Raw genomic sequence first — 25,207 nt, 5'->3', positions numbered from 1 at the left:
GTTTTTCACTTTGGAGCTGTCTATGCGCCGTTTTGCCCTTCTCGCCCTCAGCCTTGCCGCGACTCAAGCATTTGCTTTGGGTTTCAGCCAAAAAGATACGCTGACCAACACGCGTTATCAGGAAAGCCCTGAAGAAGTTGCCGCACGCGAGTTTAAAGAACACAAAGCCGAGTTGCCGCCTCTGCCCGATACCCAATCGAGCGATTGGTTCGACCTCTATGTCAACGAAACCTACGGCAAGCAGCCCAAAATCCTGCTCAGCAGCCTGCAAATCATGCCTGCGCCGGACAACAGCATCCGCTACGTCTTGAACGTACGCTCCGACAAAGGCTACGACAACCTCTCCGTCGAAGGCCTCTATTGCGCCCGCACATCCTTTACTTACAGCAACGACAAGCGTTCGTCTTACAAAGTATTCGCTTACGGCGATACAGTAAACCGCCGCTGGATTGAACCGCGCAAAGGCGATTGGAAGCTGATCGGCAATGCGTTCAGCCGCAACGATGCCCTGCACACCGCCCTGTATCAGGCATTCTGTATCGACGGCATGCCGACAACGGTCGAAGGCTTGGTACAACGTTTGAAAGAACGCGGCGGCCGTCACGGCACAACGCTGACCAACCACGACAAATAAACCGCTTTAATCAACAAAAAGGCCGTCTGAAATTTTTCAGACGGCCTTGTCTTTAGAGACAGCTTAGAATTTGTGATACAGGCCCACAGAAGCGGCTTTTTGTTCAACGCCGCCTTTGTTGGCTGCAGTCAGACGGGTTTTGTTGCCGACTTTCAGATACGCCAGTTGGGCAACTACGCCGGTGCGTTTGCTGAAGGTGTATTGGCCGCCGACAACGACTTGGTCGAATTTATCCACCAATTTTTCTCCACTGTTCACGCCCTTGGCAGGCCAGCCGTGCGCGTAAGTAATGCGTGGGGTGACATTGCCCAATTTGTAGCCGACTGTTACCGCTGCATCAACTACTTTCACGGCTTCAGATTTGCCTGAATCGACAGTAATGTCACTACCCTTGTACTCATTAAAACCATCGGTGAAATAGCCTAAATATTCGTTGCCTGTCTCATGGCCTTTGGCATAGTGTACGCCGCCGCCGACAAAGAGATTGTCTTTATCGTAATAAGTTTCGACTTTGGCGATTTGCGCCGCTTTGACTTTGCCTGATTTGTCGGTGTACGCGCCGTTGTAGTGGCCGTAAGCCGCATTGGCGGTAAAGCCGTTTTTAGAGAAACTCACGCCGCCGGTGTATTGGTCTTTGGCCGGTTTGGTGTGCGTGTATTTGTCTGAAGGATTGCGGTTGTCGCGCGGTGCGTAAGACACGTTGAATTTGAATCCGCCGAAATCCGGGCTGTCGTAGCGTACAGCGGCGTTACGGTTGCCGGTACGGGTAAAGATGCCCAAGCCTGCGGCATTGGTTTTGTACATCCATGGATCGATGGTGTCCATTTCGTTCAGCATATTGCTGAGTTTACCGGCACGGACTTTACCGAATTTACCTTGCAAACCAATGAAGGAATCGCGATTGGCAAAACCTTGAGAACCACCGGTAATGGCCGTTTTTTGTTCAACTTGCCAGATAGCTTTCAAATCGCCGCCGAGGTTTTCGCTGCCTTTGAAACCGATACGGGAGGTATTGTCATTGATGCTGGTTGCGGTAGAGCTGGTTTCAGAACCTGCATCACCTTTGATTTTTACTTGACCGACGGTCACGCTGCTTTTGATTTGACCATACAGAATGACGTCTGCAGAGGCAGCCAGCGGCAAACCGGCAATAACCAAAGCGATAATCGATTTTTTCATTATTCTCTCCAAAACAAAGTTAAAATCTCGTGAAAACACGTTTGGCAATATTAATGTTTTCCAACGCTACAAACAACTACTTTCATCTTGATAGACACTTTTATTCATTAGAGTTTAGACTTTTTACAACATTTTTAAATAAAACAGGCCGTCTGAAAGAAATTTCAGACGGCCTTTCCTATTTGCAGCGAAAACGTGACTTGGGTTGTCTTAAAAACTCCGGTTTAGGCAAATGCGGCGCAGTTTAAAGCTATGCGCGACATTATCGGCGGCGAAAACAACCGTCCCGTACAACCTTTAAACGACCGCGAAGTCAATGAAGACAAATAACTTCTAAGGCCGTCTGAAAACAAAAAAGCACCCGGAAACGGGTGCTTTTTCAATCACATCAATCAGGCTTTTTTGTTACCCAACGCGGCTTTCACAAACGCGCTGAACAAAGGATGGCCTTTGCGCGGATTGGAAGTAAATTCCGGATGGAACTGACACGCGAAGAACCAAGGATGATTTGGCAATTCGATGGTTTCAACCAAACGCTCGCGGCCTGCAGATACGCCGCCAATGACCAAACCGGCTTTTTCCAACTGAGGAACATAGTTGTTGTTGACCTCGTAGCGGTGGCGATGACGTTCGCGGATATGTTCGCTGCCGTAGATTTTTGCGGCAAGGCTGCCCGGTTTGAGGTCAACTTCTTGCGCGCCCAAACGCATGGTACCGCCCAAATCGGCAGATTCGTCACGGGTTTCTACGCTGCCGTCGGCAGTTTGCCATTCGTCAATCAGGGCAACGACAGGCGCGGCGCATTTCAAATCAAACTCGGTAGAGTTCGCACCTTTCAAGCCTGCAACATCGCGGGCGTACTCAATCAGGGCAATTTGCATGCCCAGGCAGATGCCCAAGTATGGTACGTTGTTTTCACGCGCATAGCGTACGGCGGCAATTTTGCCTTCCACGCCGCGTGAACCGAAGCCGCCCGGCACCAAAATCGCGTCCATGTCTTTGAGCATGGAAACGTCGCCATTGCTCTTCTCGATGCTTTCGCTGTCGACAAAGGTAATTTGTACGTCGGTTTCAGTGTGAATACCGGCGTGTTTCAGGGCTTCGATCAATGATTTGTAGGACTCGGTCAAATCAACGTATTTGCCGACCATCGCAATTTTGACGGTGTGTTTCGGATTTTGAATCGCGTGAACGATTTTCTTCCATTCGGTCAAATCGGCTTGTTTGACATTCAGCTGCAACTGCTCGGTAATAATGCTGTCGATGCCTTGGTTGTGCAGCATTTCAGGGCATTCGTAAATGCTGTCCACATCGTAGCTGCCCACGATGGCGCGTTCTTCAACGTTACAGAACAATGCAATCTTACGACGCTCGTCCGCAGGCATTTCTCTGTCCATACGGCAGATCAGGATGTCCGGTTGCAAACCGATGCTCAACATTTCTTTAACGGTATGCTGGGTCGGTTTGGTTTTAATTTCACCGGCGGCGGCAATGTAAGGAACATAGCTCAGGTGGGCAAACAATGTATTATTGCGGCCAAGCTGGCTGCGCATTTGGCGGATGGCTTCCAAGAAAGGCAACGATTCGATATCGCCGACTGTACCGCCGATTTCAACAATCGCCACATCATAACCAGCCGCGCCTTCATGGATACGGCGTTTGATTTCATCGGTAATGTGCGGAATCACTTGTACGGTACCGCCCAAATAGTCGCCGCGACGCTCTTTAGCAATCACGTTTTCATAGACTTGGCCGGTACTGAAGCTGTTGCGGCGGGTCATGGTGGCGTTGATGAAACGCTCGTAATGACCGAGGTCGAGGTCGGTTTCCGCGCCGTCATCGGTCACGAATACTTCGCCGTGTTGAAACGGGCTCATGGTACCCGGGTCAACGTTGATATACGGGTCGAGCTTAAGCATGGTCACGTTCAAGCCACGCGACTCGAGAATAGTAGCAATAGAAGCGGCGGCGATACCTTTACCCAAAGAAGATACAACGCCGCCGGTTACGAAAATAAATTTAGTCATGATGTGATACCCATGTTGGAATGTGTGATTTTAACTTGAAGCAGCATATTCTGGCAAACGGCAAAAGCTTCAGGCCGTCTGAAAACAGCGTTTTCAGACGGCCTTATCATACTGATTCTATATATCAGCGCAGTTCGCGGCGCAGGATTTTGCCAACGTTGGATTTTGGCAACTCGTCGCGGAATTCGATGTCTTTCGGCACTTTATACGCCGTCAGCTCTTTACGGCAGAAATCGATCAACTCTTCCTTGGTCAAAGACGGATCTTTGCGTACGACGAAGACCTTAATCGCTTCGCCGGTTTTCTCATTTTTCACGCCGATACAGGCGACTTCCAAAACCTTGTCATTGCTAGCCACCACTTCTTCAATTTCGTTCGGATACACATTGAAACCAGATACCACAATCAAATCTTTTTTGCGGTCCACCAGCTTCAACCAACCTTTTTCATCCATAACAGCAATGTCGCCGGTCTCCAAAAAGCCGCGCGCATCGATTGCTTTGGCGGTTTCTTCCGGACGGTTCCAATAGCCTTTCATCACTTGCGGGCCGCGTACCCACAATTCGCCCGGTTGTCCGATAGGCACTTCTTTGCCGTCTGCATCACGCAATTCGACCTCGGTTGAAGAAACAGGCAAGCCGATACCACCGCTGTAAGCTTCGATATTCAAAGGATTACAACATACGCCCGGGCTGGCTTCGGTCAAGCCGTAAGCCTCCACAATCGGCGTACCAGTAATTTTTTTCCATTTTTCCGCCACGGCTTTTTGTGTTGCCATACCGCCGCCCAAAGTCAGCTTCAAACGGGAAAAATCAACTTCGGCAAAATCCGGACGGTTGACCATCGCATTAAACAGGGTATTCACACCGATGAATACGCTGATCGGCTCTTTTTTCAATTCACCGATAAATCCTTTCATATCGCGAGGGTTGGTAATCAGGATGATTTTAGAACCGGTATTGGCGAAAATCATCAGGTTTACCGTCAAGGCAAAGATGTGGTAAAGCGGCAGCGCGGCGATGACGGTTTCTTCGCCTTCGCTCAGTTGGAATTTAATCCATTCTTTCGCCTGAAGCATATTGGCGCAGATATTGCCGTGACTAAGGACGGCGCCTTTCGCCAAACCGGTTGTACCGCCTGTATATTGCAGCAAGGCAGTATCGTCGCGCGTCAACTCGACTGGCTTGAACGTATTGGCCGCACCTTGCTTCAAGGCCGTCTGAAAAGTGATGGTATTGGGAATGCGGTATTCCGGCACCATTTTTTTCACTTTGCGGATGACGAAGTTCATCAACGCGCCCTTAATCATGCCGAACATCTCGCCGACCGACGCGACAATCACATGTTTGATTTGTGTACGCGGCAACACCAATTCCAGCGTATTGGCAAAGTTCTCCAACACGACAATCGTTGTCGCGCCGCTGTCTTTCAACTGATGTTCCAACTCGCGCGGCGTATAAAGCGGATTCGTATTCACTGCCACCAAACCTGCCTGCAAAATACCGAAAAGCGCAATCGGATATTGCAAAACGTTCGGCATCATAATTGCCACACGCTCACCGCGCGGCAGTTTCAATACGTTTTGCAGGTAAGACGCAAAATCGGTCGCCAACTTGCCCACTTCGGCATAAGTCAGCGTTTTGCCCATGTTTTGAAAAGCAGGTTTATCCGAGAATTTCTCGACACTTTGACGGAATACGTCGCTGATGGAGCTGTATTGAGAGATATCGATTTCGGGGTTGACGCCTTGTTCGTAGCTTTTGAGCCAGAGTTTTTCCATGTTGATCAGTCTTTTATTTAGTCGTTTTTTGAAATCGAGGCCGTCTGAAAGGCTTTATTCAATCTGCCGCTTCGTTTTCAGACGGCCCTTTTATTAAGCAGTAATAATGACAGGCTTGTCGGTGGACATGATGATACCGCCGCCCAAGCACACATCGCCGTCGTACAGTACCGCTGACTGTCCGGGAGTTACCGCCCATTGCGGCTCGTCAAAAACAAGCTCGATGGTTTTATCATCCAAGTAACGCAACGTACAAGGCGCGTCAGCCATGCGGTAGCGCGTTTTGCAGGTATAGCGGCCTTCTTTCGGACGTTCCGGCAATGTGAAACTCAAATCGTTCATAATCAGGCTTTGTGTATAAAGCAAAGGATGGTCATGGCCTTGGACGACAATCAGTTCGTTTTTGGTCAAATCCTTGGCCGCGACAAACCATGGTTCGCCTGCGCCGCCGATACCCAAGCCTTTGCGTTGGCCCAGCGTGTAAAACATCAAGCCGACGTGTTCGCCGACTACTTTGCCTTCAGGGGTAACCATTTTGCCATTATTGGTCGGCAGGTATTTTTGCAGAAATTCGCGGAACGGGCGTTCACCAATAAAGCAAATACCGGTACTGTCTTTTTTGGTTGCAGTCGGTAATTTGAATTCTTCGGCAAGACGGCGGACTTCAGGCTTTTCCAACTCGCCCAATGGGAAAATCGCGCGCTCCAGTTGGAAAGGTTTGAGGCGGTATAAGAAATAGCTTTGGTCTTTGTTTTGATCCAAGCCTTTGAGCAGGTAATGCACGCCGTTGCGAATTTCTTTGCGGGCATAGTGTCCGGTGGCAATGGTATCGGCGCCCTGCTCGATGGCGTAGTCTAAAAAGCATTTGAATTTGATTTCGGCATTGCACAAGACATCCGGATTTGGCGTACGGCCTGCGCTGTATTCTGTGAGGAAATAGGCAAATACGTTGTCTTTATATTGCGCGGCAAAATTGACGATGTCGATATCGATTCCGATGATATCGGCAACGGCAATGGCATCAAAGGAGTCTTGTTTGATGCTGCAATATTCGTCGTTGTCGTCATCTTCCCAGTTCTGCATGAACACGCCGCTGATTTGATGGCCTTGCTGTTTGAGCAAGGCCGCGGTAACGGATGAATCGACGCCGCCGGAAAGGCCGACGATGATGTTTGTTGGTGTGTTGGTAGTATTCATGAGTGGAATGTGGGTTTCAAATGCATTTTTTAAAGCATAATTTTAGCACATTTTGATTTAGCGACAGAAAAGGCCGTCTGAAAGCCCAATGACTTTCAGACGGCCTTTATATGCAAATTCAAGCAATTAGTGCTGATGCGCGCCACCGTGACCATGGCCGTGACCGTGATCCATGCCGGATTGCGGTGCAGTTTTCACTTCCAGCTCAACAGTTTGAGATTTCGCGTTTTTGAATTTCAGGGTTACAGGTACTTTTTCGCCTTCTTTCAGCGGTTTTTTCAGACCCATGAACATAACGTGGTAGCTGCCTGGTTTCAGCTCAGTTACGCCTTTTGCTTCCAGCGGGATGCCGCCTTTAACTTCGCGCATGCGCATTACGCCGTTGTCGTTTACATGGGTATGTACTTCGATACGCTCGGCTACCGGGCTGCTGCCGCCAACCAAGAAGTCTTTTTTAGCTTCATCGTTGTGGATTTTCATGAATGCGCCACCCATTTTCATACCTTCAACGGTAGAACGTGCCCAACCGTCTTCAATATAGATACCGGCTGCAGATACGGAAGTTGCCAAGCCTGCCAGAATCAGGGTTGCCATTAATTTTTTCATGTTTTGCTCCTTATGTTTGCCAAATGGCTGGGATATACAGCCTTCATCTTACAACCGAAGGCCGTCTGAAAACTTTGATATAGATTAACTAATACTATCTAATCCTAATGAATTACCATATTACCACATTTCTAAGCAGTTAATGCAACAATCCAAACAATAAATAACATGAACAAAGCCATCAGTTGCGCGGCCGAACCGGCATCTTTGGCACGCTTGGCCAGCTCGTGTTTTTCAGTAGAGGTATGGTCAACGGCTGCCTCGACGGCGGTATTAAACAATTCGGTAATCAGTGAAATAAACGATGCGACAACAAGCACCATTTTAGTGAGCGGGCCGAAATCAAGGAACAAAGCAAAAAAAATTAAAATCAGGTTCAACCAAAAAACTTGGCGAAATGCACTTTCATAACGGTACGCGGCAGCCAGTCCGTCTTTGGAATAACCGAACGCATTAATGATGCGCTTAATGCCGTTTTTACCTTTTTTTTCAGATGCGTAGGAAGATGGTTCCATCATATTCTCAACATAAAAAGGCCGTCTGAAGAGAAACGGTCGGGTCAATCTTCAGACGGCCTTTGGTTCTATTGTTTTGCCCAAGATGCAACGGCATCTGCGAACATGGCGGCAACGTCGAAATCTTTTTGCTTCATGATTTCTTGGAAGCCGGTCGGGCTGGTTACGTTAACTTCGGTCAGATTGCTGCCGATGACATCCAAACCGGCAAGCAAAATACCGCGGCGCTTCAATTCCGGCGCAAGGGTTTCTGCAATCTCACGGTCGCGCTCGCTCAACTCCTGCGCCACGCCGCGGCCGCCGGCAGCCAAGTTGCCGCGCGTTTCGCCGTTTTGCGGAATACGCGCCAAAGCATACGGAACAACTTCCCCGCCGATAATCAGAATGCGCTTGTCGCCATGTACGATTTCAGGAATATAACGTTGCGCCATGATGGTGCGTGAATCAAGCTGCATCAGGGTTTCCAAAATACTGCCGATATTGGGGTCGGATTCGGTCAGGCGGAAAATGCCCATACCGCCCATGCCGTCCAAAGGTTTGATGATGATGTCGCCGTGTTCTTTCAAAAAGGCACGGACATCGGCGGAACGTGTTGTAACCAAAGTGGGCGCGGTAAACTGGCTGAAGTTCAAAATCGCCAATTTCTCATTGAAATCGCGCATTGCTTGTCCGCTGTTAAATACTTTTGCGCCCTGCTGCTGTGCCAACGTCAAAAACTGGGTCGCATACAGATATTGCATATCAAACGGCGGATCAGTGCGCATAATGACCGCATCGAAATCTTTCAAGGCCGTCTGAACTTTTGCCTCTGCTTTAAACCATTCATGATCGTCATCGTTCTTCGCGCCGACAAACTCAAATGCCGCCGCCTGAGCCACCACCAAGCCTTCACGGACGGACAATTCTCCGCTCAAGGTATGAAAAAGCTGCCAACCGCGCTTTGCCATTTCACGCATCATGGCGTAAGTAGTGTCTTTATAGGTTTTAAAACTTGCCATTGGATCGGCGATAAACAGGACTTTCATCAAAATTTCCTTGTAAATAGACGATATAATCATACCTTGTATTCTGCCTGCCTGAAAAGGTGGCAAAATATAGAAAAGGCCGTCTGAATCCTATTTTCAGACGGCCTTGAGGCTTTTAGGCGGCTGCCAAATGCAAGAGTTCGGCGGCATGGCTGCGTGTAGTATCAGTAATAATTTCGCCACCCAGCATACGCGCGATTTCCTCAATGCGCTGATGATGGTTCAACACGCTGATTTCGCTGACGGTTTGCTCCCCTTCGCTATGCTTGCGGACCTGCCAATGGTTTTCACCGCAAGAGGCGACTTGAGGAAGATGGGTTACCGCCAAGACTTGATGTTTTTTACCTAAGGCACGCAAAGCTTTACCGACCATTTCGGCGACGCCGCCACCAATACCGGTATCCACTTCGTCGAAAATCAATGTCGGCACTTGCGTGTATTGGCTGGCAACCACTTGCAAAGCCAAGCTGATACGCGCCAATTCGCCGCCGGAAGCCACTTTATTCAAAGGTCGGGACGGATTGCCTTTATTCGCCGCCACTTGGAATTGTACCTGCTCCAGACCATGTGCGGTCGGCGAAGACGGCAACAAGACGATGTCAAAACGTGCGCCCTTCATGGCCAAATGTTGCATATGCTCGGTGGTCTCTTCGCCCAAACGACCAGCCGCCTGATGACGCATGGCGGAGAGAATATGCGCGGCTTCGTGGTATTCGGCAAGATTGCGTGCGACTGTATTTTCCAAGGCTTCCAAATCGGCAGCCGCGTGCAGGTTTTGCAGGCGCTCGTCAATTTCTGCCAACTTTTGCGGCAACTCTTCCGGCTCAATGCGGTATTTGCGCGCCATGCTCATCAATTCGCCCATACGGCTTTCTTGTGCGGCTAATTCATTAGGATCGATGTCGCTGCGACCGGCCACATCACGCATATTGGCACTGATTTCACCCAACTCAGCTTCAATACTTGCCAGCATATTCAGACTTTCGGCAAAGCGCGGCTCAATGTTTTGCAGATTGCCCAGCAGTTTTTGGCATTGGTAGATTTGACGTTGGATGCCGTTGTCTCCGTCTATACTGTCGCTCACCTGCTCGGCGGTTTGCAGCAACTCGGCCGAATGCGCCAGGCTGTCGTGGCTTTGGCTTAAGGTTTCCCATTCGTTGGGTTTGAGCTCCAATTGGTTCAATTCATTAAACTGCCATTCCAAACGCTCGCGTTCGATGGCCATGGTTTCTGCCTGCTCTTGCGCTTCTTGCAGGGCTTTTTTCGCATTGACCCAATTTTGATAAAGCTGTTTGACCGTTTCTGCCTGCTCTTTGCTGCCAGCAAATGCGTCTAACAACTCGCGTTGCGCAGACTCTTGATTCAACGAATGATGGGCATTTTGGCCGTGAATATCGATTAACTGCTCGCCAATAGCTTTCAGCTGCGCCAATGTTGCTACCTGATTATTGATATAACTGCGACTTTTACCCTTGGCATCGATAATACGGCGGATGCTGAGCTCTTCGGCATCTTCTTCCAAAAGGCCTTGCTCCTGCAGCTGCGCTTTCAGTTCAGGCAAACCGCTGATATCGAACAAAGCCGACAACTGCGCTTCTTTGGCGCCGCTTCGCACTTGACTGTAATCGGCTTTATCGCCCAACAACAGGCCAATCGCATCCAGAGTAATCGATTTGCCTGCGCCGGTCTCGCCCGTCAATACGGTAAAGCCGTTTTGAAAATCAAGATTCAGGTTTTCAACAATGACAAAATCACGCAAAGAAAGTGCCAACAGCATTGCAGTATTCCTTAGTAAATTACCCGCAACTATGCGGAATAGCTTTAGATAAGCTGATTATAACTAAGATTTTTTATAGTTTAAATCAGATTTTTCTTATGGTTTATCTAAGATATTTATTTTAAACAAATTATTTTTTAAGAAACTGCTAAACGCACCACGCCATATTGTTACCCTGGCTGGCTTATTCAATGATATAAAGCGTTCATTTAATGCTATAAAACGCTAGAATAACTAACATAAAGGCCGTCTGAAACACGATTGTTTCAGACGGCCTTTACATTCAAATCAGTTAATCAGTCTGCTTCCTGATTCTACTGCTTCTTCAGCTTCCTCATCGCCTGTCGGCGGCGTTTCCATCAAATCAGGCAACACCAGCTCGCCCAATTCAGTCAGTGGCGGCAATTCTTCCAAACTTTCCAAACGCAAATCGCTTAAGAATGTTGCCGTTGTTGCCCACAAAGCCGGACGGCCGACAGAATCACGGTGGCCGATGACTTCAATCCAGCCCCTATCCTGCAAGGTTTGCATGACATTTTGTGACACCGCCACGCCGCGTATGCCTTCGATATCGCCACGCGTTACCGGCTGCTGATAGGCAATAATCGCCAGCGTTTCCATCACGGCGCGGGAATAACGCGGCGCGCGCTGCTCTTGCAGGCTGCCCAGTCGTTCAAATGCGGCTCGGACGATTTGGAAGCGCCAGCCCTCATGGGTATGCACCAGTTGCAAAGCCCTGCCCTGCCAGCGGGCCTTCAATTGCGCCAACACGTCAATCAGCTTGTCTTGCGACAACGGCGGCACGCACAATTCGCGCATGGCTTTTTCGTTTAAGGGTTCGACTTGCGTCAACAGCGCCGCTTCAATCAGCGCATCGGGAGAAAGTTTTTCAGTCATAATAAAATCAATGTTCAGACGGCATAAACAGCCAAAGGCCGTCTGAAAGACAATATGGTCAACAGTTTGTTATGCACTCAAATGCGCTTTCAGTTTTTCTTCGTCCAAAAACCAATGGCAGATTTCGGTATCGCCATCCAGCAAAACAGGCACCAGTTCATTGTACTTTTCTTCTAAAACCGGATCTTCATCAACATCGACAATATCCAGCTCAAATCCAAACTGCTCCTGATAAGGCTTTAATTGTTCGCGCATTTTGTGGCACAGGCTGCAATATTCCCGAAACATCAAGGTCAGTTTCATGGCGGTTACTCTCGGAGGGACAAAAACGGCCATTGTATAGCAAAATGCCGCCAAACCATACAGGCATGACAAAGGCCGTCTGAACAGGCGCGAAACGACGCCTTCAGACGGCCTTTGTGTGTATTCTGAAATTAAGACTGAACGTTGATACCGGCAGTCACGGTATTTTGAGCACTGCTTGCAGTCAAAAACGATGCAGCCAATTCGCCGCAGCAACCGCAACAAGTTGCCACGCCCAATTGAGCCTGCAAATCGCTCATGGTGGTTGCACCGGCGGCGATGGTCTCTTTGATGTCGTGGTCAGTAATGGCGTTGCAGATGCAGACAAACATGATGTGCTCCAATAATTTTGTTACCCTCTGTAATTGAGAGTAGGATTTATTCTTGAACGTAAATATAAATAAAAACGGTTTGCATTGCAATATTGACACAGTCCTTTTGCTTTGAAATTTTTCTATGAAATTTTATATTTTGATTGATATTTTATAATTTTGAAGTTTGATAACCTTTCAGACAGGCTCAATAACAAAAAGCGAAGCGGCATCTTCGAGATGCCGCTTTTATTTATGAACGGGAATGGTGTTCATCAACCATGTTTTTCAAACGGATATTGGCAACATGGGTATAAATCTGCGTGGTGTTGATATCGGAATGTCCCAACATCATCTGGACTGAGCGCAAATCGACGCCGTGATTGACCAAATGCGTGGCAAAAGCATGGCGCAAACCGTGCGGACTGAGCGAAGCAATACCGGCCGCTTCGGCATATTCTTTGACTATCATCCATGCAAGCTGACGGCTGATGCCGCTGCGTTTCTGGCTGACAAACACTTCGTCGCAGATTTTGTTTTTCAGCAACAATGGGCGCGATTCGTTGCAATAGCGCTCCACCCAATATGCCGCTTCCTGCCCCAACGGAACCAGGCGCAATTTGTCGCCCTTGCCTATGGTGCGGATACTGCCGCGATGTAAATCGATATCGCTGAGCGTCAATTTGACGGCTTCGGTCACGCGCAAACCTGTTGCATACATGACTTCGAGCAAGGCTTTGTCGCGCAGGCCATGCGGCGTTTCTACATCCGGTGCAGCCAGCAGTGCATCGATTTGGGCTTCGGTAATCAGCGTGGGCAGTTTGCGTTCCGATTTCGGCGCTTTGAGAAAACGGGTGGGATTGTCTGCTCTTTGTCCTGTTTCTTCCAACCAGCCGTACATACGCTTGCAAGCCGACAATGCCCGCGCTTGGGACGTGTTTTTCTCCCCCTCTGCATACACGGCATCAGACAGGGCAAACTCATCGGCACTCAACCAATCCTGCCCGCCATCGGCCAACCGCGCTGCGACTTTGACCAAATCACGGCGGTAACTTTGCAGCGTATTGTGGCTGAGCCTGTCTTGCAACCAAAGGGATTCAAGCAGCTTGTCTATTAAATCGTCCATATTCATCAAACTGTATTGAAAGGCCGTCTGAACGGCATGACTTTACATCCGTTCAGACGGCCTTAGGTTTTCAAAGCCCTATTAAGAGGCTTGAGAAATTGTATCCAAAACTTCCTGCGCGTGTCCGGCCACTTTGACTTTGCGCCATTCATGGGCGATTTCGCCGTTTTCGTCTAACACAAACGTGCTGCGCTCGATGCCGAGGGATTCTTTGCCGTAAAGCTTTTTCAGCTTGATCACGTCAAACAGTTTGCAGACGGTTTCTTCTTTGTCGCTCAACAATTCAAACTGGAAGCCTTGTTTGGCGCAGAAATTCTGATGCGATTTGACGCCGTCGCGCGAAATACCAACAACGGTATAGCCCAATGCTTTGAATTGCTCCAATCGGGCATTGAAATCCAAGCCTTCGGTGGTACAGCCGGGCGTGCTGTCTTTAGGATAAAAATAGACAACCAACGGCAAATGTTCGGCGGAGTTAAAATCGCTGCCGGAAGAAGATGGGAGTGTGAATTGATATTTTGACATATTATTCCTTTCAGACGGCCTAAACCTAGCCTTCGTTTATTTTTCGCTTAAATTCAAATAACTGCGCGTACCTTGAAAATCTTCCAATGCGCGCAACAAAAGCTGGAAGTGGTCGTCATTGCCGGCCAAATCCAACTCATCGGCATTGACGGTCAGCAAAGGCGCGCTTTGATACAAATGGAAGAAATGGCTGTATTCGTCATGCACCCGTCCCAAATAGCCTTCGGGGAACAAGCTGATAATGCCTTCGTGACGTTTTTGCAGACGTTTGCGGTTGTTTTCGACGGCTGTTTGCAGATAAATCACCACATCGGGCTCTGCGTATTGCGGCAGAATACGTTGCTTCATATCGGCAAAAAGCTGCTGCTCGTCATCATTCAAAACGATAGGCGTAAAAATACGGTCTTTTTCCGGCAAAAAATCAGCCACAACCATTCCGCCTTGCGCACATTGGTCTTCAATAATATTCACGCTTTCAGCGCGGCGCATCAGGAAGAAAAGTTCGGCAGCCAAGCCATTATTGGAAACATTGCTGTAAAACTTTATGAGAAACGGATTGTGATCCGGATTCTCCGACAACAGCAACGCACTGAAATGCTCTGCCAAGCGGCGGCTCAAAGCAGTCTTGCCGCTACCGATGGCGCCTTCGACAACAATATAACGAGGATTCATAGTAACTCTTTGTAATGTGTTTCCCAACAATATTTTATAGCAAAAAAGGCGTGTCCAACACGCCCTTTCTTGTTTTAGTCCGTTTTTCAGACGGCCCTTATTCTTTCAGCAGGCGAATACCCTGTCCGCCCAAAGCCTGAGCCAAATCAGCCGCACGGCCATGCTCGCCCAACTCGAAATCCGGAAGGATTTCGGCCAGAGGCAACATAACGAAACTGCGCTCATGCGCGCGCGGATGCGGCAAGGTCAGATGCGGGTCATCGCCGCGGATACCGTCAAAATCGATAATGTCCAAATCCAAGGTGCGCGGCGCATTGCGGAAGGTACGTTCGCGCCCGAATTCGGCCTCGATGCGGTTTAACTCTGCCAACAGCGCTACGCCGTCCAATGATGTTTTCACCGCACAAACCGCGTTCACAAAATCGGGCTGATCATCATAGCCGACCGGCGCAGTCAGATACAGGGAAGAAGTCTTTTCAAGCCGGATATGAGGATGCGCGGCCAATTCGGCCAAAGCGGAGCGAACCTGTTCGGCAGGATTGGCGAGATTGCTGCCCAAAGCGATAACGGCAAAATGCGGATACATTTCAGACGACCTCTTTTAAAACGGCAGCGTTTTGGTTTTGGCAAGGAAAACAATCGTGGCAACACACGACATGGACAAAACATAGACGATATAGAATTTCAGCGAACGCGGTCGCGAACGCATCATAATCATGCCCAACACAATATAAACCAGCAACAGCAGGATTTTCATGCCGAGCCACGGCGCATTGAACGGCGAAAAATGGGTAATCTTCATCAGCCACAAGCCGGTAAACAGCAACATGGTATCGTTCAAATGCGGCATGGCTTTCCAAATGCCTGCCAACGGCTTCTCAGGATGACGCCAGAGCAGGAAAAAACGGATGTTGAACAACAGGATGGTAATGGCAACGAAAATCTGATGGCTGTATTTTACAAACAGATATTGCATGGCAGTTTCTTATGTTGAGGGTTGAAAAACAAAGCAGCTATTTTACCGCAAACATCTATTTCTGACGCAACTTTTCAATCGCCAGCAGATAGGGAGACGCATTGCGGCGGTTGACAAAGCCATAACGTAACACGGCAAAGTCTTCCTGCGGCAAAGTTTCCACCCATTGCACAATCGCTTCAGCCTCTATTCGGCCGGCTTCATGCCCCGGATACAATACCGCCACAGCAAGGCCGCCCTCTTTCAGCAAACCCAAAGTATCCGTCAACGCACGGATGCTGCTTACCGCCTCAGTCGTACAGCTTTTATCGCCCCCCGGCAGCCAACCGAAATTAAATACTGCGGCATCTAAAGGCTCGTCAATATAAGACAAAAGGTTTTCATGGCCGTCATGTATCAGGGCTACCCGGCCATCTACGCCGTTTTCTTTCAGACGGCCTTGAGTCTGCGCCAGTGCTTTGGATTGCACATCAAATGCCCACACCCTACCCGTCTCACCAACCGACTGCACCAACAGCAAAGTATCATGCCCGTTTCCGGCCGTCGCATCCAAAGCGCGGCCGCCCGATTTTAAGGCTTGTCGTAACAGGGAGTGGGCAAAGGGAAGAATGTTCTCAAGCAGCATGATAAAGGTCGTCTGAAAATAAAAATACCCTACCGCAAAAGCGGTAAGGTATTGAAAAACAGGAATGCGTTACATCATTTATTCGGCAGGTTGTTGCACAGTCTCAACTTGAACCGGAGCAGCTGCAGCAGCGGCTTGAGGTTGTTTGTTTTCGTGTTGCAGGCTGACTGCGCGTGCAGGAACGATTGTTGAGATAGCGTGTTTGTAAACCATTTGAGTGACGGAAGTATTACGCAGCAGAACAACGTACTGGTCGAATGATTCCACTTGACCTTGCAGCTTGATGCCGTTTACCAAGTAGATTGAAACCGGAACGTGCTCTTTACGCAACGCATTCAAAAAAGGATCTTGTAACATTTGTCCTTTAGCTGTCATATTCTTGAGCTCCATTATTATGATTGTAAAGACGCCAAAATCGGCGTTTGATGGGATTGTAGCCCCGAATAGGATAAATTACCAACTATTTTTTTCTATCACACCGTTTAGGAATCCAGCAATAAGGGAACTTCCCGTCAAACCGACTGTTTCATTTCCATATTCACAACAACCCTAAACCCAAATTGGATGTTTTTTTAAATTCGGCAAATCCTATCGAAAATATGCTATGAAGTTCTAATAAGCTGTTTTTTATGATAAAAAGGCCGTCTGAAATTGTTCAGACGGCCTTTGTGCTTATTTGCTGAATTGTTTTTTCACGCTAACTTTAGTTTTCTTCTTGAAGCGGTTTTTCTCTTCCTTGCGGCCTTCGCGTTTCTCAATACGGTTGCTCAGGCTGACACGGCGCAACGGTTTTTTCTTCGGTTTGTCTTCCGCATTTTCATACGGGTTTTCCGAAACATTGTATTGAATTCTGAGCGGCGTCCCTTGCAGATTGAAGGCTTTGCGGAACGTTTGGGTCAGATAACGTGTGTAGCTGTCAGAAATGGCATGCAGTGAATTGCCGTGAACCACAATCACCGGCGGATTCATGCCGCCCTGGTGGGCATAACGCATTTTCGGACGCACCAAGCCAGCACGCGGCGGCTGTTGACGCTCGATCGCGCTTTGCAATACGCGCGTGATTTTCGGCGTCGGCATCTTAATCATCGCCGCATTGTAGGCAGCCTGAATGCTTTCAAACAAACCGTCTATACCGCGCTCTTTCAACGCAGAAATAAAGTGGAACTTAGCAAAATCAAGGAAATACAGTTTGCGGTTGATATCACGTTTCACTTGCTCGCGACGCTCTTCGCTAATGCCGTCCCATTTATTGACCGCCACCACCAAAGCACGGCCTGCTTCCAAAGCAAAACCCGCAATCGTCGCATCTTGATCGGCGATATCTTGTTGCGCATCCAATACCAAAACAGCAACGTTTGCCGCCTCAACTGCCTGCATGGCTTTGATAACGGAGAACTTTTCCACCGCTTCATCCACTTTGCCGCGACGGCGCACACCTGCGGTATCGATGATGGTAAACGGCTTGCCTTCGCGTTCAAAATCGATATGGATACTGTCGCGCGTCGTGCCTGCCATATCAAAGGCAATCACACGCTCTTCGCCGAGAATGGCGTTAACCAGCGTGGATTTGCCGACATTTGGACGGCCGATTACAGCAAAAACAGGATGTTTCGCTTCTTCCTCTTCCTTTTCAGGCTCAGGGAAGGTTTCCAAAATATCTTCAATCAGATAATACACGCCATCGCCGTGCGCACCTGAGATAACATAAGGGTCGCCCAAAGCAAGTTCGTAGAACTCGGCGGCAAGCACGGCCCTATTGCCGCCCTCGCCTTTATTCACGGCCAAATAAACGGGACGTGGACTTTGGCGCAAACGGTCGGCAATGATTTTGTCTTGCGGCGTCAAACCGGTGCGGCCGTCGACCAAAAACACAACCGCATCGGCTTCATCGACAGCCTGCAAGGTTTGTTTTGCCATTTCGTGCAAAATGCCGCTGTCCACAACCGGCTCAAAGCCGCCGGTATCGATGACCAAATAAGGTTTGCTGCCGACTTTACCATGACCGTAATGTCGGTCACGCGTCAGGCCGGGCAAGTCATGCACGAGCGCGTCTTTGGTGCGCGTCAAACGGTTGAATAAAGTAGATTTGCCGACATTTGGGCGGCCGACAAGCGCGATGGTTGGTTTCATGATGGAGTCTTTCTGTGTCAAGTGCCGCCTAAAATCGGGAGCGGAACACAAGCAGGTGTTTTAAAAACACGGTTGATAAGGATAAGTGTAGGCCGTCTGAAAAGTCATGGCAACTTCAGACGGCCTTGATTTCAAACAGACTTATTTCAAGCTGTCGATTTTCATTTGCAGCAATTCGCGGCCTACTGCGGTTTGCGGCAATTTACTCAAAGCAGCTTCGTAACTTTGTACGGCTTCTTTGGTTTTATTTTGGGCAACGTAAACATCGCCTTTGGTTTCCAGCATCAAAGGCTCGAAGTCAGCCTCAACCTGAGTATTCAGGGCATTGATGGCGGCATCGTATTTTTTCTGCTGCAACAGGACAACGCCCAAACGTTGCGCCGCCAAAGCTTGAACCAGCGGTGCGTTTTGGTTTTTCAGCACCCAATTCAAATGACCTTCCGCCACATCATAACGGCCGGCATCAAACTCGGTTGCCGCTACCATCAAAGTGGCTTGGGCTGTCGAAATAGAATCAGGATAGTTTTTTTGCAATTCGGCCAAATCGGCATTGATGGCTTTTTGGTCGGTTTTTTGCTGCGCCTTTTCCACCATTTGCGCCAATACGGCGGCGGCTTCCTGATCTTTTGACGCTTTTTGGCCTTGGTAAATGGTGTAACCCAAATATCCCAAGGCCGCCACGATCAGCAAGGCAAAAATCCAACGGCCGGTGCGTTTCCAAAAATATTTAAAGTTGTCTAACTCTTGTTGTTCTTCCAAATGGGCTGCCATTTATGCGTTCTTCCATTGTTGTAAAGTGTCTGTCAAATCAGCGGCGGCAACGGTTTGTTGTTCGTGTTTGCCCTGCATATCTTTCAGGGTAACCGTACCGTTTGCCAGCTCATCCTGAGCCACAATCAGGGCAAAGCGTGCGCCACTGTTGTCTGCTTTTTTCATTTGCGCCTTCAGGCTTTGATAGCCGGAATGCTGCATCACATTGAAACCTTGAGCACGTAGAGCTTGCGCGTATTTCATCACCTGCAAGTCCGCACCTTCGCCTTGGTGCATTGCATAGACATCAGGCGCGGCGTTCACCTCCAACGAGCCGTATTCGCTAACCAAAAGCAGCAGGCGCTCAATACCCATCGCAAAGCCGATAGACGGCGCAGGCTTACCGCCAAGCTCTTCAATCAAACCATCGTAACGGCCGCCGCCACACACAGTCGCCTGCGCGCCGAGTTTGTCGGTCGTCCACTCAAAAACCGTCTGATTGTAGTAATCCAAACCGCGTACCAAGCGCGGATTCTCAACATATTGAATACTCAAACCGTCCAACATCGCCTTGAAGCGTGCATAGTGGTTTTGCGAAGCCTCGCCCAAGTAATCCACCAAACGCGGCGCCGCGTTGCAGATTTCCTGCAAATCAGGGTTTTTCGTATCCAAAACGCGTAAAGGATTGGTTTTCAGACGGCGTTTGCTGTCTTCGTCCAGTTGCGCTTCATAGCGGGTCAAATATTCAACCAATGCAGCACGGTGTGCCGCACGTTCCTCACGGTTGCCCAAGCTGTTGATTTCCAAAGTCAGGTATTCGCGAATACCCAATTTTTCCCATAAGTCGGCAGACATCGCGATGATTTCCGCATCAATATCCGGCCCTTCAAAACCCAAAGCCTCGATACCGACTTGATGGAACTGACGATAACGGCCTTTTTGCGGACGCTCGCGACGGAACATCGGCCCCATATACCACAGCTTTTGCGGGCTGTTGTAGAGAAGGTTGTGTTCGACCACCGCACGCAAACAAGAAGCCGTACCTTCAGGACGCAAGCTCAAACTCAAAGAATCGTTTGAATCGGAGAAGGTGTACATTTCCTTGCCGACCACATCGGTTTCCTCGCCGATGGAGCGGACAAACAAACCGGTTTGCTCGACAATCGGCGTACGGATTTGCTGATAGCCGTAAGCGCGTGTCCAACGGCCGACCGTATCTTCAAACGCCTGCCAAAACGCAGCCGTCAGTTTGAAATCTTTTTGTTCGACAGGTAAAAGGTCGTTCATACCTTTTACAGATTGAATTTTTTGTGCCATTTCAATATGGGATAAGCGAAAATCAAATAGTTGGGCATTATAGCTGATTTTTAAGGGTTTGTGAGGTTGGGAACAAATCAAAAGATGGTATATAGCATTGTCAAATATGAATTTCGATTTATTTTATATTTAATTGTTTTTACTTAATATTTAGTTATTGCTTTTCCATCGAATGCAACAAGTCACGGCTGCTTTTACGGCAGCCGTTTTTTTGTTTGTTTTTGTTAAGCTATTTGATAGCGCATTTTTTCGAACGGCTTTTGTGTTTTATGGATGTAGTAGGCGATTTTGGCGAGTTTGCGCATCAAAGCAACAATGACGATCATTTTAGGCTTTTGAGATAAGTTTTGAACTAACTTAGGAAAGGCTTTAATTCGATAGGCGACAAGCGCGGGCATAAACAAGGCGCGTTTAAGCCGGCGGTGACCGTAGCGGCTTAATCTGCCTTTTTTATTTACGCTGGTTCCTGATTGTTCAATGCGCGGACTTAATCCGGCGAATGATACGAATTGGTTGGCCGTCTTAAATTGTTTGTCTGTGAGATGATTTAGCAGGATTGCAGCGGTATCTTTGCCTATACCGGGGATTGTTTGCAAATTTTTGTAATGCGTATTCAGGCTATCTTGTTGCTGAATCATGAGGTCTATTCGCTTGGCCGTTTGGTCTATCTGTTTGGCCAAGAGCAATATGATTGCTTCGTGTGTGGCACGAATAAAGGTATCTTTTGCGGCGTGCAGTCTGTTTTGACTTTCGTTTTGCTGTTGTTTGAGTTGCTGAAGCAGGCTTATCAGTTTGTACAGGGTTGGATTTTCAGACGGCTTGAACGGCGTGAGTTTGTCTAAATGGCGTTTTGTGTATTCTGCTATCAGCCTTGAATCGGCTTTGTCGGTTTTTGTGTGGCTGAACTGGCTTTTTGAGTATTCTTTAATTTTCAGAGGATTTATAACGAAGACTTGATAAATTGCACTGAAATAGTCAGCAGCTTCTTCGTAATAAATGCCGGTTGCTTCCATGCTGATACTGATTTTGCGGATACGTTTTGATCGTATCCAGTCATTTAGTTTTTCGAAACCTTCGAAGGCATTGGCTATTTTAATATAGTCTACTTGGCCGCTGTTTCTAAGCAAAGTTACGTCTATGGTGTCTTTGGAAATATCGAATCCTATTACATTCATTGCATTTTCCTTATGATTCAGCCTGTTTGCACGGCTATGATGGTATTCAATCTTTAGGATAAATGGGCGATTCGGCATTTCTTTTGTGCAGCTTTTTGCTTTGGCCGTTTTACTGCCTAAACCGCCCAGGCTTTGTTTTGCGCTAAACAAAAACCTGTAAGCCGTCTAAATCAAACGGTTTACAGGTTTTAGCTTATAGAGAAAATGCGGACAATAGCGGGAGTTCCCGCACCCCGTGCTACTTTTTACCATATTGATTCCGCCTTTAGGGCTACATCAACACAGTAAAAAGCAGCTTGATTAATTAGATCCGACAGTCCCTCCACGTTGCTGGAATTGTTCCCCTGCCTCTACATAGCCGTCATACATGAGATTTTGCGGAGATTTGCCGCCAAGTGCTAAAACTTGACTATTGTCATTGGATTTGGCTTGGTTTTGGGGCTGTGTTGCCTGGATAGTTTGGGTTTTATCTTTGTAAGGGTTAAATGGCAAACCGTTGCGTACGTAGTCTTTGCACATTGTTTTTGTGATTTCTTTTAGCGGCGTGCCTTGGTCACTGTAACATGTACAACCACTATTACCACCATCAACGCAACCGGCGATGTATTCAAAAGTTTTAACTTGTCTTACATTGTCATAAAGCGGTTTGGATTCTGGTTTTTCGGCCAACTTTGGAATAAAGTCTGTCGGGTTTAGACTGTTATCAATTTTGGCCGTTGGCTCGGTTTCCGTTGGTAATTCCATTTGCGACTGACTGGCGGCTGCTTCCTGTGGTTCGACCTGTTCTTGTTGGCCAGTGCCTTGCTGATAGATTTGATAAACGTTGTAGCCTTTCCAAGCCATGAAAGCAAATATACCTATCAAAGCCCAAACAGCAAGCGGAATTTGCTTTTTAAACTTCTGATGCTGGCTGGATGATTTGTAATATTTAAACGCTTCTTTTGGCGGCTTCCAGCTTGATGATTCAACGCCTGTTACTGCGGCAGGATTATCTAGGCTGGTAACGCATTTGTACCAGCTATATTGCTTCATACCTACTGCTTTTCGCTCAAGGTGCGTATGTTTTGATACGAGATTACGGACAAATACGTCAAGCTGACTAGGGTGTTGGGTCATCAAAATAACCGTATGGCCGTGGTGACGAAGTTCGGTTAATTCTTGAATATAGGGAGGAACGGGACGACCGGCAGCACGAACAGGATAGGTATAGTGCGCTTCATCAACAATTAAGACGGCGCCTTGCGGAATAATATCGCGCAACGGTGCGGACATTATTTCTTCTTCGGTGAGTTCGTGGGCGTTGAATTTACGTTTATCCAAGCCGTCGATATGGCAGAAATAAAGCGGGCGATCTACTTCGGTGCCATCTTCAAGCTTCATCTTAAATAAACCGTCTTCATTGTTCAGAATCATGGCAACAACGCGTGATGTTTTGCCAGTCCCCATGTTCCCTGTAAACAAATAAATCATAACGCTACCTTGGCATAATAAAAGTTAATTTATTTAATGTATTCATTCCAATATAAAAGCTGAATGCGCCGAATAAATAACCGAGACCTTGGCCAAAACCACCGATTAAAAGTAAATTAAGAATATCAGACGGCATGGAATTTATGGCATTTACTGTGTAATCTTTAAATTTATTTAGCGCAATAATATAGCCTGCATATGTTACAAACGTCATGCCAGTAGCAATAATTATCCTGACAATTAGCATTTTGAGCAAAATTGCCAATAAAGGTATAAGACCTGCAAGTAATGGCATAAGTACCTCTTATTTCCTCAAAGACCCAAAAACAATAAACGCGGACATGATGATGAATCCGAGCAGAACGGCAAAACGAACTTTTTCCATAAAGACGCAGAGCGGTTCATAGCTGATTTGTACCGGCTTTCCCCAAATGTTGAAACTTTTTGGTTGAGGACAAACACCATTTGGCGGCAGGAAATCGTCTGACGACCATGTCCTATCATCGGTAGTTTGAGGAATACTTATAGCGTCAAACATTCCCTCTTCAGGCTTGCCCATTTTGTCACAGGCTAAAATGTCTGGAAAAAAATCACAAAGTAAACCTTTTGATTCTTCTTTTTTGTCTTCTTTTCTTTTATCTTTATCTTTATCAGATGGATCATCATCGGGATCAGGTTTATCATCTGGACGTTTATCAGGCTTATCATCGGAATCGGGTTTATCATCCGGCTTTTTATCAGGCTTGCCATCAGGATTAGGCTTAGGGTCAGGGTCAGGCTTTATATTGGGTGCTTCAGATCCGCCCGGTGTCAAATCAGGACGCTGCGTTGTTTCAACTTTTGCAGTTGAGTTGCCATTTGAATCTTGACCGAAAGTAATGGTAATTTGAACCGGCTTGCCATTTTCGGGAGTGACAGGGCCAATGGTTACAACAGTACCGACAGGAACTGATACTTTTTCGTTATATTCAGGTTTACCCGTGCCTTCTACAAATGGCGTAGGGTTTGCATCTATTGAAGGGGTTGAGATTTTTAGAAATGTTTCTTGATCAAGGACTTCTGTGTCTCTCATTTTTAAACGAAAAGAAACTGTACTTCTGCCGTCACTACCTCTTTTAACTGAACAACCACCTCCATTTAAATCGAATCGACATTCATCTAAATGGTAATATTCCCAAAATTTAGAATTTAAATCTTTATCAAGTTCCTTTTTACGTTTTTCCCAAAAAGGGCCAGCCAGTTTTTCCATTTGGCCTTTCATAAGTTCTTCTGCTTCGCGTTGGCTTTTACCGCCTTTTCTGTAAGCACTTAAAACAGAACTATCAACGCCATAACATGCAACATCTTGCACTCTGTCGCTTTCGTCTCTAACCCAAATACAATTTCGTGCCGGCCATTCTTTTAAAAACTCTTCGTTTGCTTCGTTCCATTTGTAACCTTCTGATTCCAAAGGAGACTTAACGGCTTGATAGGCATCATAAGCATATGAAGCAGCACCAACATAAGGAACAGCTTTTAGACCAAGTTTTGCGCCTGCTTTTACCAGGCCAAATGCGCCTGAAAGGACAGCTTTTCGGGAGACTGTATTCAATACCTGAACAGGTACTTTTGATTTTGAAACTGCTCCCGAAGCTGCATGGCGTACGGCTAGACTTTTATCAAAATGGGGAGAATACTCATGATAAAACATGGGTCCTTTACCACTTATATACTTCCAAGGACGAACACCATTACTATTATATTCGCCCGCAACAACCCTCATTCGTCCATTTGTTTCAACCACAATTTCAGCTTCTGCAAAAGCAAAATTACAACCTAAAAGTATAACGACCGTAATAAAAAGCCGTTGTAATATCCTCATCATAATGTTCAGACCATCCGAATCCGTCTTCTGTGAAATCCACCTTCAGAATTGAATGGTCTTCAAAAAATACAATTACTTCATTTAAGTAACTTCTGTTCAAATAATATTGCATTGCGTTTTTCGCAATCTCAATAAAATTATGGAACGGATACAAATTTTTCAAATTGAATAATTCAGTCATAAACACATGACACAATTTTTCATTTGAATAATTGGGATTCGTATCTTTTTTAAATCTCAATTCTTCTTCTGAAATATAAAACATAATACTAACTTTCGTAATGATTGCTGAAAGTTAGATTTTGCCATTACCCGAATAGGGTATC

At 47.3% G+C, this 25,207-nt stretch carries 26 protein-coding genes; 1 reads left to right on the top strand and 25 read right to left on the bottom strand.

Annotated elements, in window-relative coordinates; all coding sequences use genetic code 11:
• Positions 1-22: 22 nt before the first annotated feature.
• Positions 23-634, top strand: coding sequence for a CNP1-like family protein (locus LPB400_RS04870; RefSeq protein WP_199900396.1), 612 nt, complete (start codon positions 23-25; stop codon positions 632-634).
• Between the two features lie 63 nt (positions 635-697).
• Here the strand turns inward: LPB400_RS04870 and LPB400_RS04865 are convergent, their stop codons facing one another.
• From LPB400_RS04865 to LPB400_RS04745, 25 genes are all read right to left on the bottom strand, one after another.
• Complete coding sequence (locus LPB400_RS04865) at positions 698-1,813, bottom strand: porin (RefSeq protein WP_070461426.1); 1,116 nt, start codon at positions 1,811-1,813, stop codon at positions 698-700.
• 392 nt (positions 1,814-2,205) lie between these two features.
• Positions 2,206-3,840, bottom strand: coding sequence for a CTP synthase (locus LPB400_RS04860; protein WP_049348005.1), 1,635 nt, complete (start codon positions 3,838-3,840; stop codon positions 2,206-2,208).
• A gap of 124 nt (positions 3,841-3,964) precedes the next feature.
• Positions 3,965-5,620, bottom strand: a complete 1,656-nt coding sequence (locus LPB400_RS04855; protein WP_070461425.1) for an AMP-binding protein — start codon at positions 5,618-5,620, stop codon at positions 3,965-3,967.
• A gap of 93 nt (positions 5,621-5,713) precedes the next feature.
• On the bottom strand, positions 5,714-6,817 hold the full coding sequence (mnmA, locus tag LPB400_RS04850; RefSeq protein ID WP_219089592.1) for a tRNA 2-thiouridine(34) synthase MnmA: 1,104 nt from the start codon (positions 6,815-6,817) through the stop codon (positions 5,714-5,716).
• Between the two features lie 126 nt (positions 6,818-6,943).
• Positions 6,944-7,423, bottom strand: coding sequence for a copper chaperone PCu(A)C (locus LPB400_RS04845; protein WP_219089590.1), 480 nt, complete (start codon positions 7,421-7,423; stop codon positions 6,944-6,946).
• 131 nt (positions 7,424-7,554) lie between these two features.
• Positions 7,555-7,938 (bottom strand): diacylglycerol kinase, encoded by a 384-nt coding sequence (locus LPB400_RS04840; protein ID WP_219089706.1) that lies wholly within the window; start codon positions 7,936-7,938, stop codon positions 7,555-7,557.
• Positions 7,939-8,006: 68 nt separating this feature from the next.
• Complete coding sequence (gene gshB, locus LPB400_RS04835; RefSeq protein WP_070584324.1) at positions 8,007-8,963, bottom strand: glutathione synthase; 957 nt, start codon at positions 8,961-8,963, stop codon at positions 8,007-8,009.
• A gap of 115 nt (positions 8,964-9,078) precedes the next feature.
• The gene (gene recN, locus LPB400_RS04830; protein ID WP_070461420.1) at positions 9,079-10,740 is read right to left on the bottom strand and encodes a DNA repair protein RecN; all 1,662 of its coding nucleotides are present in this window, start codon (positions 10,738-10,740) and stop codon (positions 9,079-9,081) included.
• Between the two features lie 288 nt (positions 10,741-11,028).
• Positions 11,029-11,637 carry an SMC-Scp complex subunit ScpB gene (gene scpB, locus LPB400_RS04825; RefSeq protein WP_219089588.1) on the bottom strand — a complete coding sequence of 203 codons (609 nt, stop codon included), beginning with the start codon at positions 11,635-11,637 and terminating at the stop codon, positions 11,029-11,031.
• 69 nt (positions 11,638-11,706) lie between these two features.
• Entirely contained in the window at positions 11,707-11,940 is a 234-nt protein-coding gene (locus LPB400_RS04820) for a glutaredoxin family protein (RefSeq protein WP_036472354.1), read from the bottom strand.
• A gap of 131 nt (positions 11,941-12,071) precedes the next feature.
• Positions 12,072-12,272 carry a (2Fe-2S)-binding protein gene (locus tag LPB400_RS04815; protein WP_003681978.1) on the bottom strand — a complete coding sequence of 67 codons (201 nt, stop codon included), beginning with the start codon at positions 12,270-12,272 and terminating at the stop codon, positions 12,072-12,074.
• A 232-nt stretch (positions 12,273-12,504) separates the two neighbouring features.
• Entirely contained in the window at positions 12,505-13,383 is an 879-nt protein-coding gene (xerD, locus tag LPB400_RS04810; protein WP_083303962.1) for a site-specific tyrosine recombinase XerD, read from the bottom strand.
• A gap of 75 nt (positions 13,384-13,458) precedes the next feature.
• The gene (locus LPB400_RS04805; protein WP_003683206.1) at positions 13,459-13,902 is read right to left on the bottom strand and encodes a peroxiredoxin; all 444 of its coding nucleotides are present in this window, start codon (positions 13,900-13,902) and stop codon (positions 13,459-13,461) included.
• Between the two features lie 36 nt (positions 13,903-13,938).
• Complete coding sequence (locus LPB400_RS04800) at positions 13,939-14,574, bottom strand: deoxynucleoside kinase (protein WP_070713023.1); 636 nt, start codon at positions 14,572-14,574, stop codon at positions 13,939-13,941.
• Positions 14,575-14,671: 97 nt separating this feature from the next.
• Positions 14,672-15,160 carry a 2-amino-4-hydroxy-6-hydroxymethyldihydropteridine diphosphokinase gene (gene folK, locus LPB400_RS04795; protein ID WP_219089586.1) on the bottom strand — a complete coding sequence of 163 codons (489 nt, stop codon included), beginning with the start codon at positions 15,158-15,160 and terminating at the stop codon, positions 14,672-14,674.
• Between the two features lie 15 nt (positions 15,161-15,175).
• Complete coding sequence (locus LPB400_RS04790; protein WP_219089584.1) at positions 15,176-15,550, bottom strand: SirB2 family protein; 375 nt, start codon at positions 15,548-15,550, stop codon at positions 15,176-15,178.
• A 55-nt stretch (positions 15,551-15,605) separates the two neighbouring features.
• On the bottom strand, positions 15,606-16,175 hold the full coding sequence (locus tag LPB400_RS04785) for a tRNA (mnm(5)s(2)U34)-methyltransferase (protein ID WP_219089582.1): 570 nt from the start codon (positions 16,173-16,175) through the stop codon (positions 15,606-15,608).
• Between the two features lie 78 nt (positions 16,176-16,253).
• Complete coding sequence (gene hfq, locus LPB400_RS04780; RefSeq protein WP_036493792.1) at positions 16,254-16,550, bottom strand: RNA chaperone Hfq; 297 nt, start codon at positions 16,548-16,550, stop codon at positions 16,254-16,256.
• Between the two features lie 297 nt (positions 16,551-16,847).
• A complete protein-coding gene (gene der / locus LPB400_RS04775) occupies positions 16,848-18,305 on the bottom strand; it encodes a ribosome biogenesis GTPase Der (protein ID WP_049331367.1) in 1,458 nt (485 codons plus the stop codon).
• Between the two features lie 141 nt (positions 18,306-18,446).
• A complete protein-coding gene (locus LPB400_RS04770; RefSeq protein ID WP_219089580.1) occupies positions 18,447-19,076 on the bottom strand; it encodes a YfgM family protein in 630 nt (209 codons plus the stop codon).
• A complete protein-coding gene (gene hisS / locus LPB400_RS04765) occupies positions 19,077-20,372 on the bottom strand; it encodes a histidine--tRNA ligase (RefSeq protein WP_219089578.1) in 1,296 nt (431 codons plus the stop codon). It lies immediately after the preceding gene.
• A gap of 224 nt (positions 20,373-20,596) precedes the next feature.
• A complete protein-coding gene (locus tag LPB400_RS04760; protein ID WP_219089704.1) occupies positions 20,597-21,547 on the bottom strand; it encodes an IS110 family transposase in 951 nt (316 codons plus the stop codon).
• Positions 21,548-21,847: 300 nt separating this feature from the next.
• Positions 21,848-23,017: a zonular occludens toxin domain-containing protein gene (locus tag LPB400_RS04755; RefSeq protein WP_219089576.1), complete on the bottom strand. Its 1,170-nt coding sequence runs from the start codon at positions 23,015-23,017 to the stop codon at positions 21,848-21,850.
• Between the two features lie 4 nt (positions 23,018-23,021).
• Positions 23,022-23,312, bottom strand: coding sequence for a DUF2523 domain-containing protein (locus LPB400_RS04750; RefSeq protein WP_219089574.1), 291 nt, complete (start codon positions 23,310-23,312; stop codon positions 23,022-23,024).
• A 9-nt stretch (positions 23,313-23,321) separates the two neighbouring features.
• Positions 23,322-24,881 carry an IgG-binding virulence factor TspB family protein gene (locus LPB400_RS04745; protein ID WP_225905489.1) on the bottom strand — a complete coding sequence of 520 codons (1,560 nt, stop codon included), beginning with the start codon at positions 24,879-24,881 and terminating at the stop codon, positions 23,322-23,324.
• Positions 24,882-25,207: the final 326 nt, after the last annotated feature.

Source organism: Neisseria perflava (genome assembly GCF_019334725.1).
GTDB lineage: Bacteria > Pseudomonadota > Gammaproteobacteria > Burkholderiales > Neisseriaceae > Neisseria > Neisseria subflava_A.
This window is presented reverse-complemented; position numbering and strand designations above follow the sequence as displayed.

What these genes read in the sequence shown, in the direction of transcription:
- LPB400_RS04870 (WP_199900396.1), top strand. Translation starts at nt 23, where the DNA reads ATGCGCCGTTTTGCCCTTCTCGCCCTCAGCCTTGCCGCGACTCAAGCA.
- LPB400_RS04865 (WP_070461426.1), bottom strand. Translation starts at nt 1,813, where the DNA reads ATGAAAAAATCGATTATCGCTTTGGTTATTGCCGGTTTGCCGCTGGCT.
- LPB400_RS04860 (WP_049348005.1), bottom strand. Translation starts at nt 3,840, where the DNA reads ATGACTAAATTTATTTTCGTAACCGGCGGCGTTGTATCTTCTTTGGGT.
- LPB400_RS04855 (WP_070461425.1), bottom strand. Translation starts at nt 5,620, where the DNA reads ATGGAAAAACTCTGGCTCAAAAGCTACGAACAAGGCGTCAACCCCGAA.
- mnmA (WP_219089592.1), bottom strand. Translation starts at nt 6,817, where the DNA reads ATGAATACTACCAACACACCAACAAACATCATCGTCGGCCTTTCCGGC.
- LPB400_RS04845 (WP_219089590.1), bottom strand. Translation starts at nt 7,423, where the DNA reads ATGAAAAAATTAATGGCAACCCTGATTCTGGCAGGCTTGGCAACTTCC.
- LPB400_RS04840 (WP_219089706.1), bottom strand. Translation starts at nt 7,938, where the DNA reads ATGGAACCATCTTCCTACGCATCTGAAAAAAAAGGTAAAAACGGCATT.
- gshB (WP_070584324.1), bottom strand. Translation starts at nt 8,963, where the DNA reads ATGAAAGTCCTGTTTATCGCCGATCCAATGGCAAGTTTTAAAACCTAT.
- recN (WP_070461420.1), bottom strand. Translation starts at nt 10,740, where the DNA reads ATGCTGTTGGCACTTTCTTTGCGTGATTTTGTCATTGTTGAAAACCTG.
- scpB (WP_219089588.1), bottom strand. Translation starts at nt 11,637, where the DNA reads ATGACTGAAAAACTTTCTCCCGATGCGCTGATTGAAGCGGCGCTGTTG.
- LPB400_RS04820 (WP_036472354.1), bottom strand. Translation starts at nt 11,940, where the DNA reads ATGAAACTGACCTTGATGTTTCGGGAATATTGCAGCCTGTGCCACAAA.
- LPB400_RS04815 (WP_003681978.1), bottom strand. Translation starts at nt 12,272, where the DNA reads ATGTTTGTCTGCATCTGCAACGCCATTACTGACCACGACATCAAAGAG.
- xerD (WP_083303962.1), bottom strand. Translation starts at nt 13,383, where the DNA reads ATGAATATGGACGATTTAATAGACAAGCTGCTTGAATCCCTTTGGTTG.
- LPB400_RS04805 (WP_003683206.1), bottom strand. Translation starts at nt 13,902, where the DNA reads ATGTCAAAATATCAATTCACACTCCCATCTTCTTCCGGCAGCGATTTT.
- LPB400_RS04800 (WP_070713023.1), bottom strand. Translation starts at nt 14,574, where the DNA reads ATGAATCCTCGTTATATTGTTGTCGAAGGCGCCATCGGTAGCGGCAAG.
- folK (WP_219089586.1), bottom strand. Translation starts at nt 15,160, where the DNA reads ATGTATCCGCATTTTGCCGTTATCGCTTTGGGCAGCAATCTCGCCAAT.
- LPB400_RS04790 (WP_219089584.1), bottom strand. Translation starts at nt 15,550, where the DNA reads ATGCAATATCTGTTTGTAAAATACAGCCATCAGATTTTCGTTGCCATT.
- LPB400_RS04785 (WP_219089582.1), bottom strand. Translation starts at nt 16,175, where the DNA reads ATGCTGCTTGAGAACATTCTTCCCTTTGCCCACTCCCTGTTACGACAA.
- hfq (WP_036493792.1), bottom strand. Translation starts at nt 16,550, where the DNA reads ATGACAGCTAAAGGACAAATGTTACAAGATCCTTTTTTGAATGCGTTG.
- der (WP_049331367.1), bottom strand. Translation starts at nt 18,305, where the DNA reads ATGAAACCAACCATCGCGCTTGTCGGCCGCCCAAATGTCGGCAAATCT.
- LPB400_RS04770 (WP_219089580.1), bottom strand. Translation starts at nt 19,076, where the DNA reads ATGGCAGCCCATTTGGAAGAACAACAAGAGTTAGACAACTTTAAATAT.
- hisS (WP_219089578.1), bottom strand. Translation starts at nt 20,372, where the DNA reads ATGGCACAAAAAATTCAATCTGTAAAAGGTATGAACGACCTTTTACCT.
- LPB400_RS04760 (WP_219089704.1), bottom strand. Translation starts at nt 21,547, where the DNA reads ATGAATGTAATAGGATTCGATATTTCCAAAGACACCATAGACGTAACT.
- LPB400_RS04755 (WP_219089576.1), bottom strand. Translation starts at nt 23,017, where the DNA reads ATGATTTATTTGTTTACAGGGAACATGGGGACTGGCAAAACATCACGC.
- LPB400_RS04750 (WP_219089574.1), bottom strand. Translation starts at nt 23,312, where the DNA reads ATGCCATTACTTGCAGGTCTTATACCTTTATTGGCAATTTTGCTCAAA.
- LPB400_RS04745 (WP_225905489.1), bottom strand. Translation starts at nt 24,881, where the DNA reads ATGATGAGGATATTACAACGGCTTTTTATTACGGTCGTTATACTTTTA.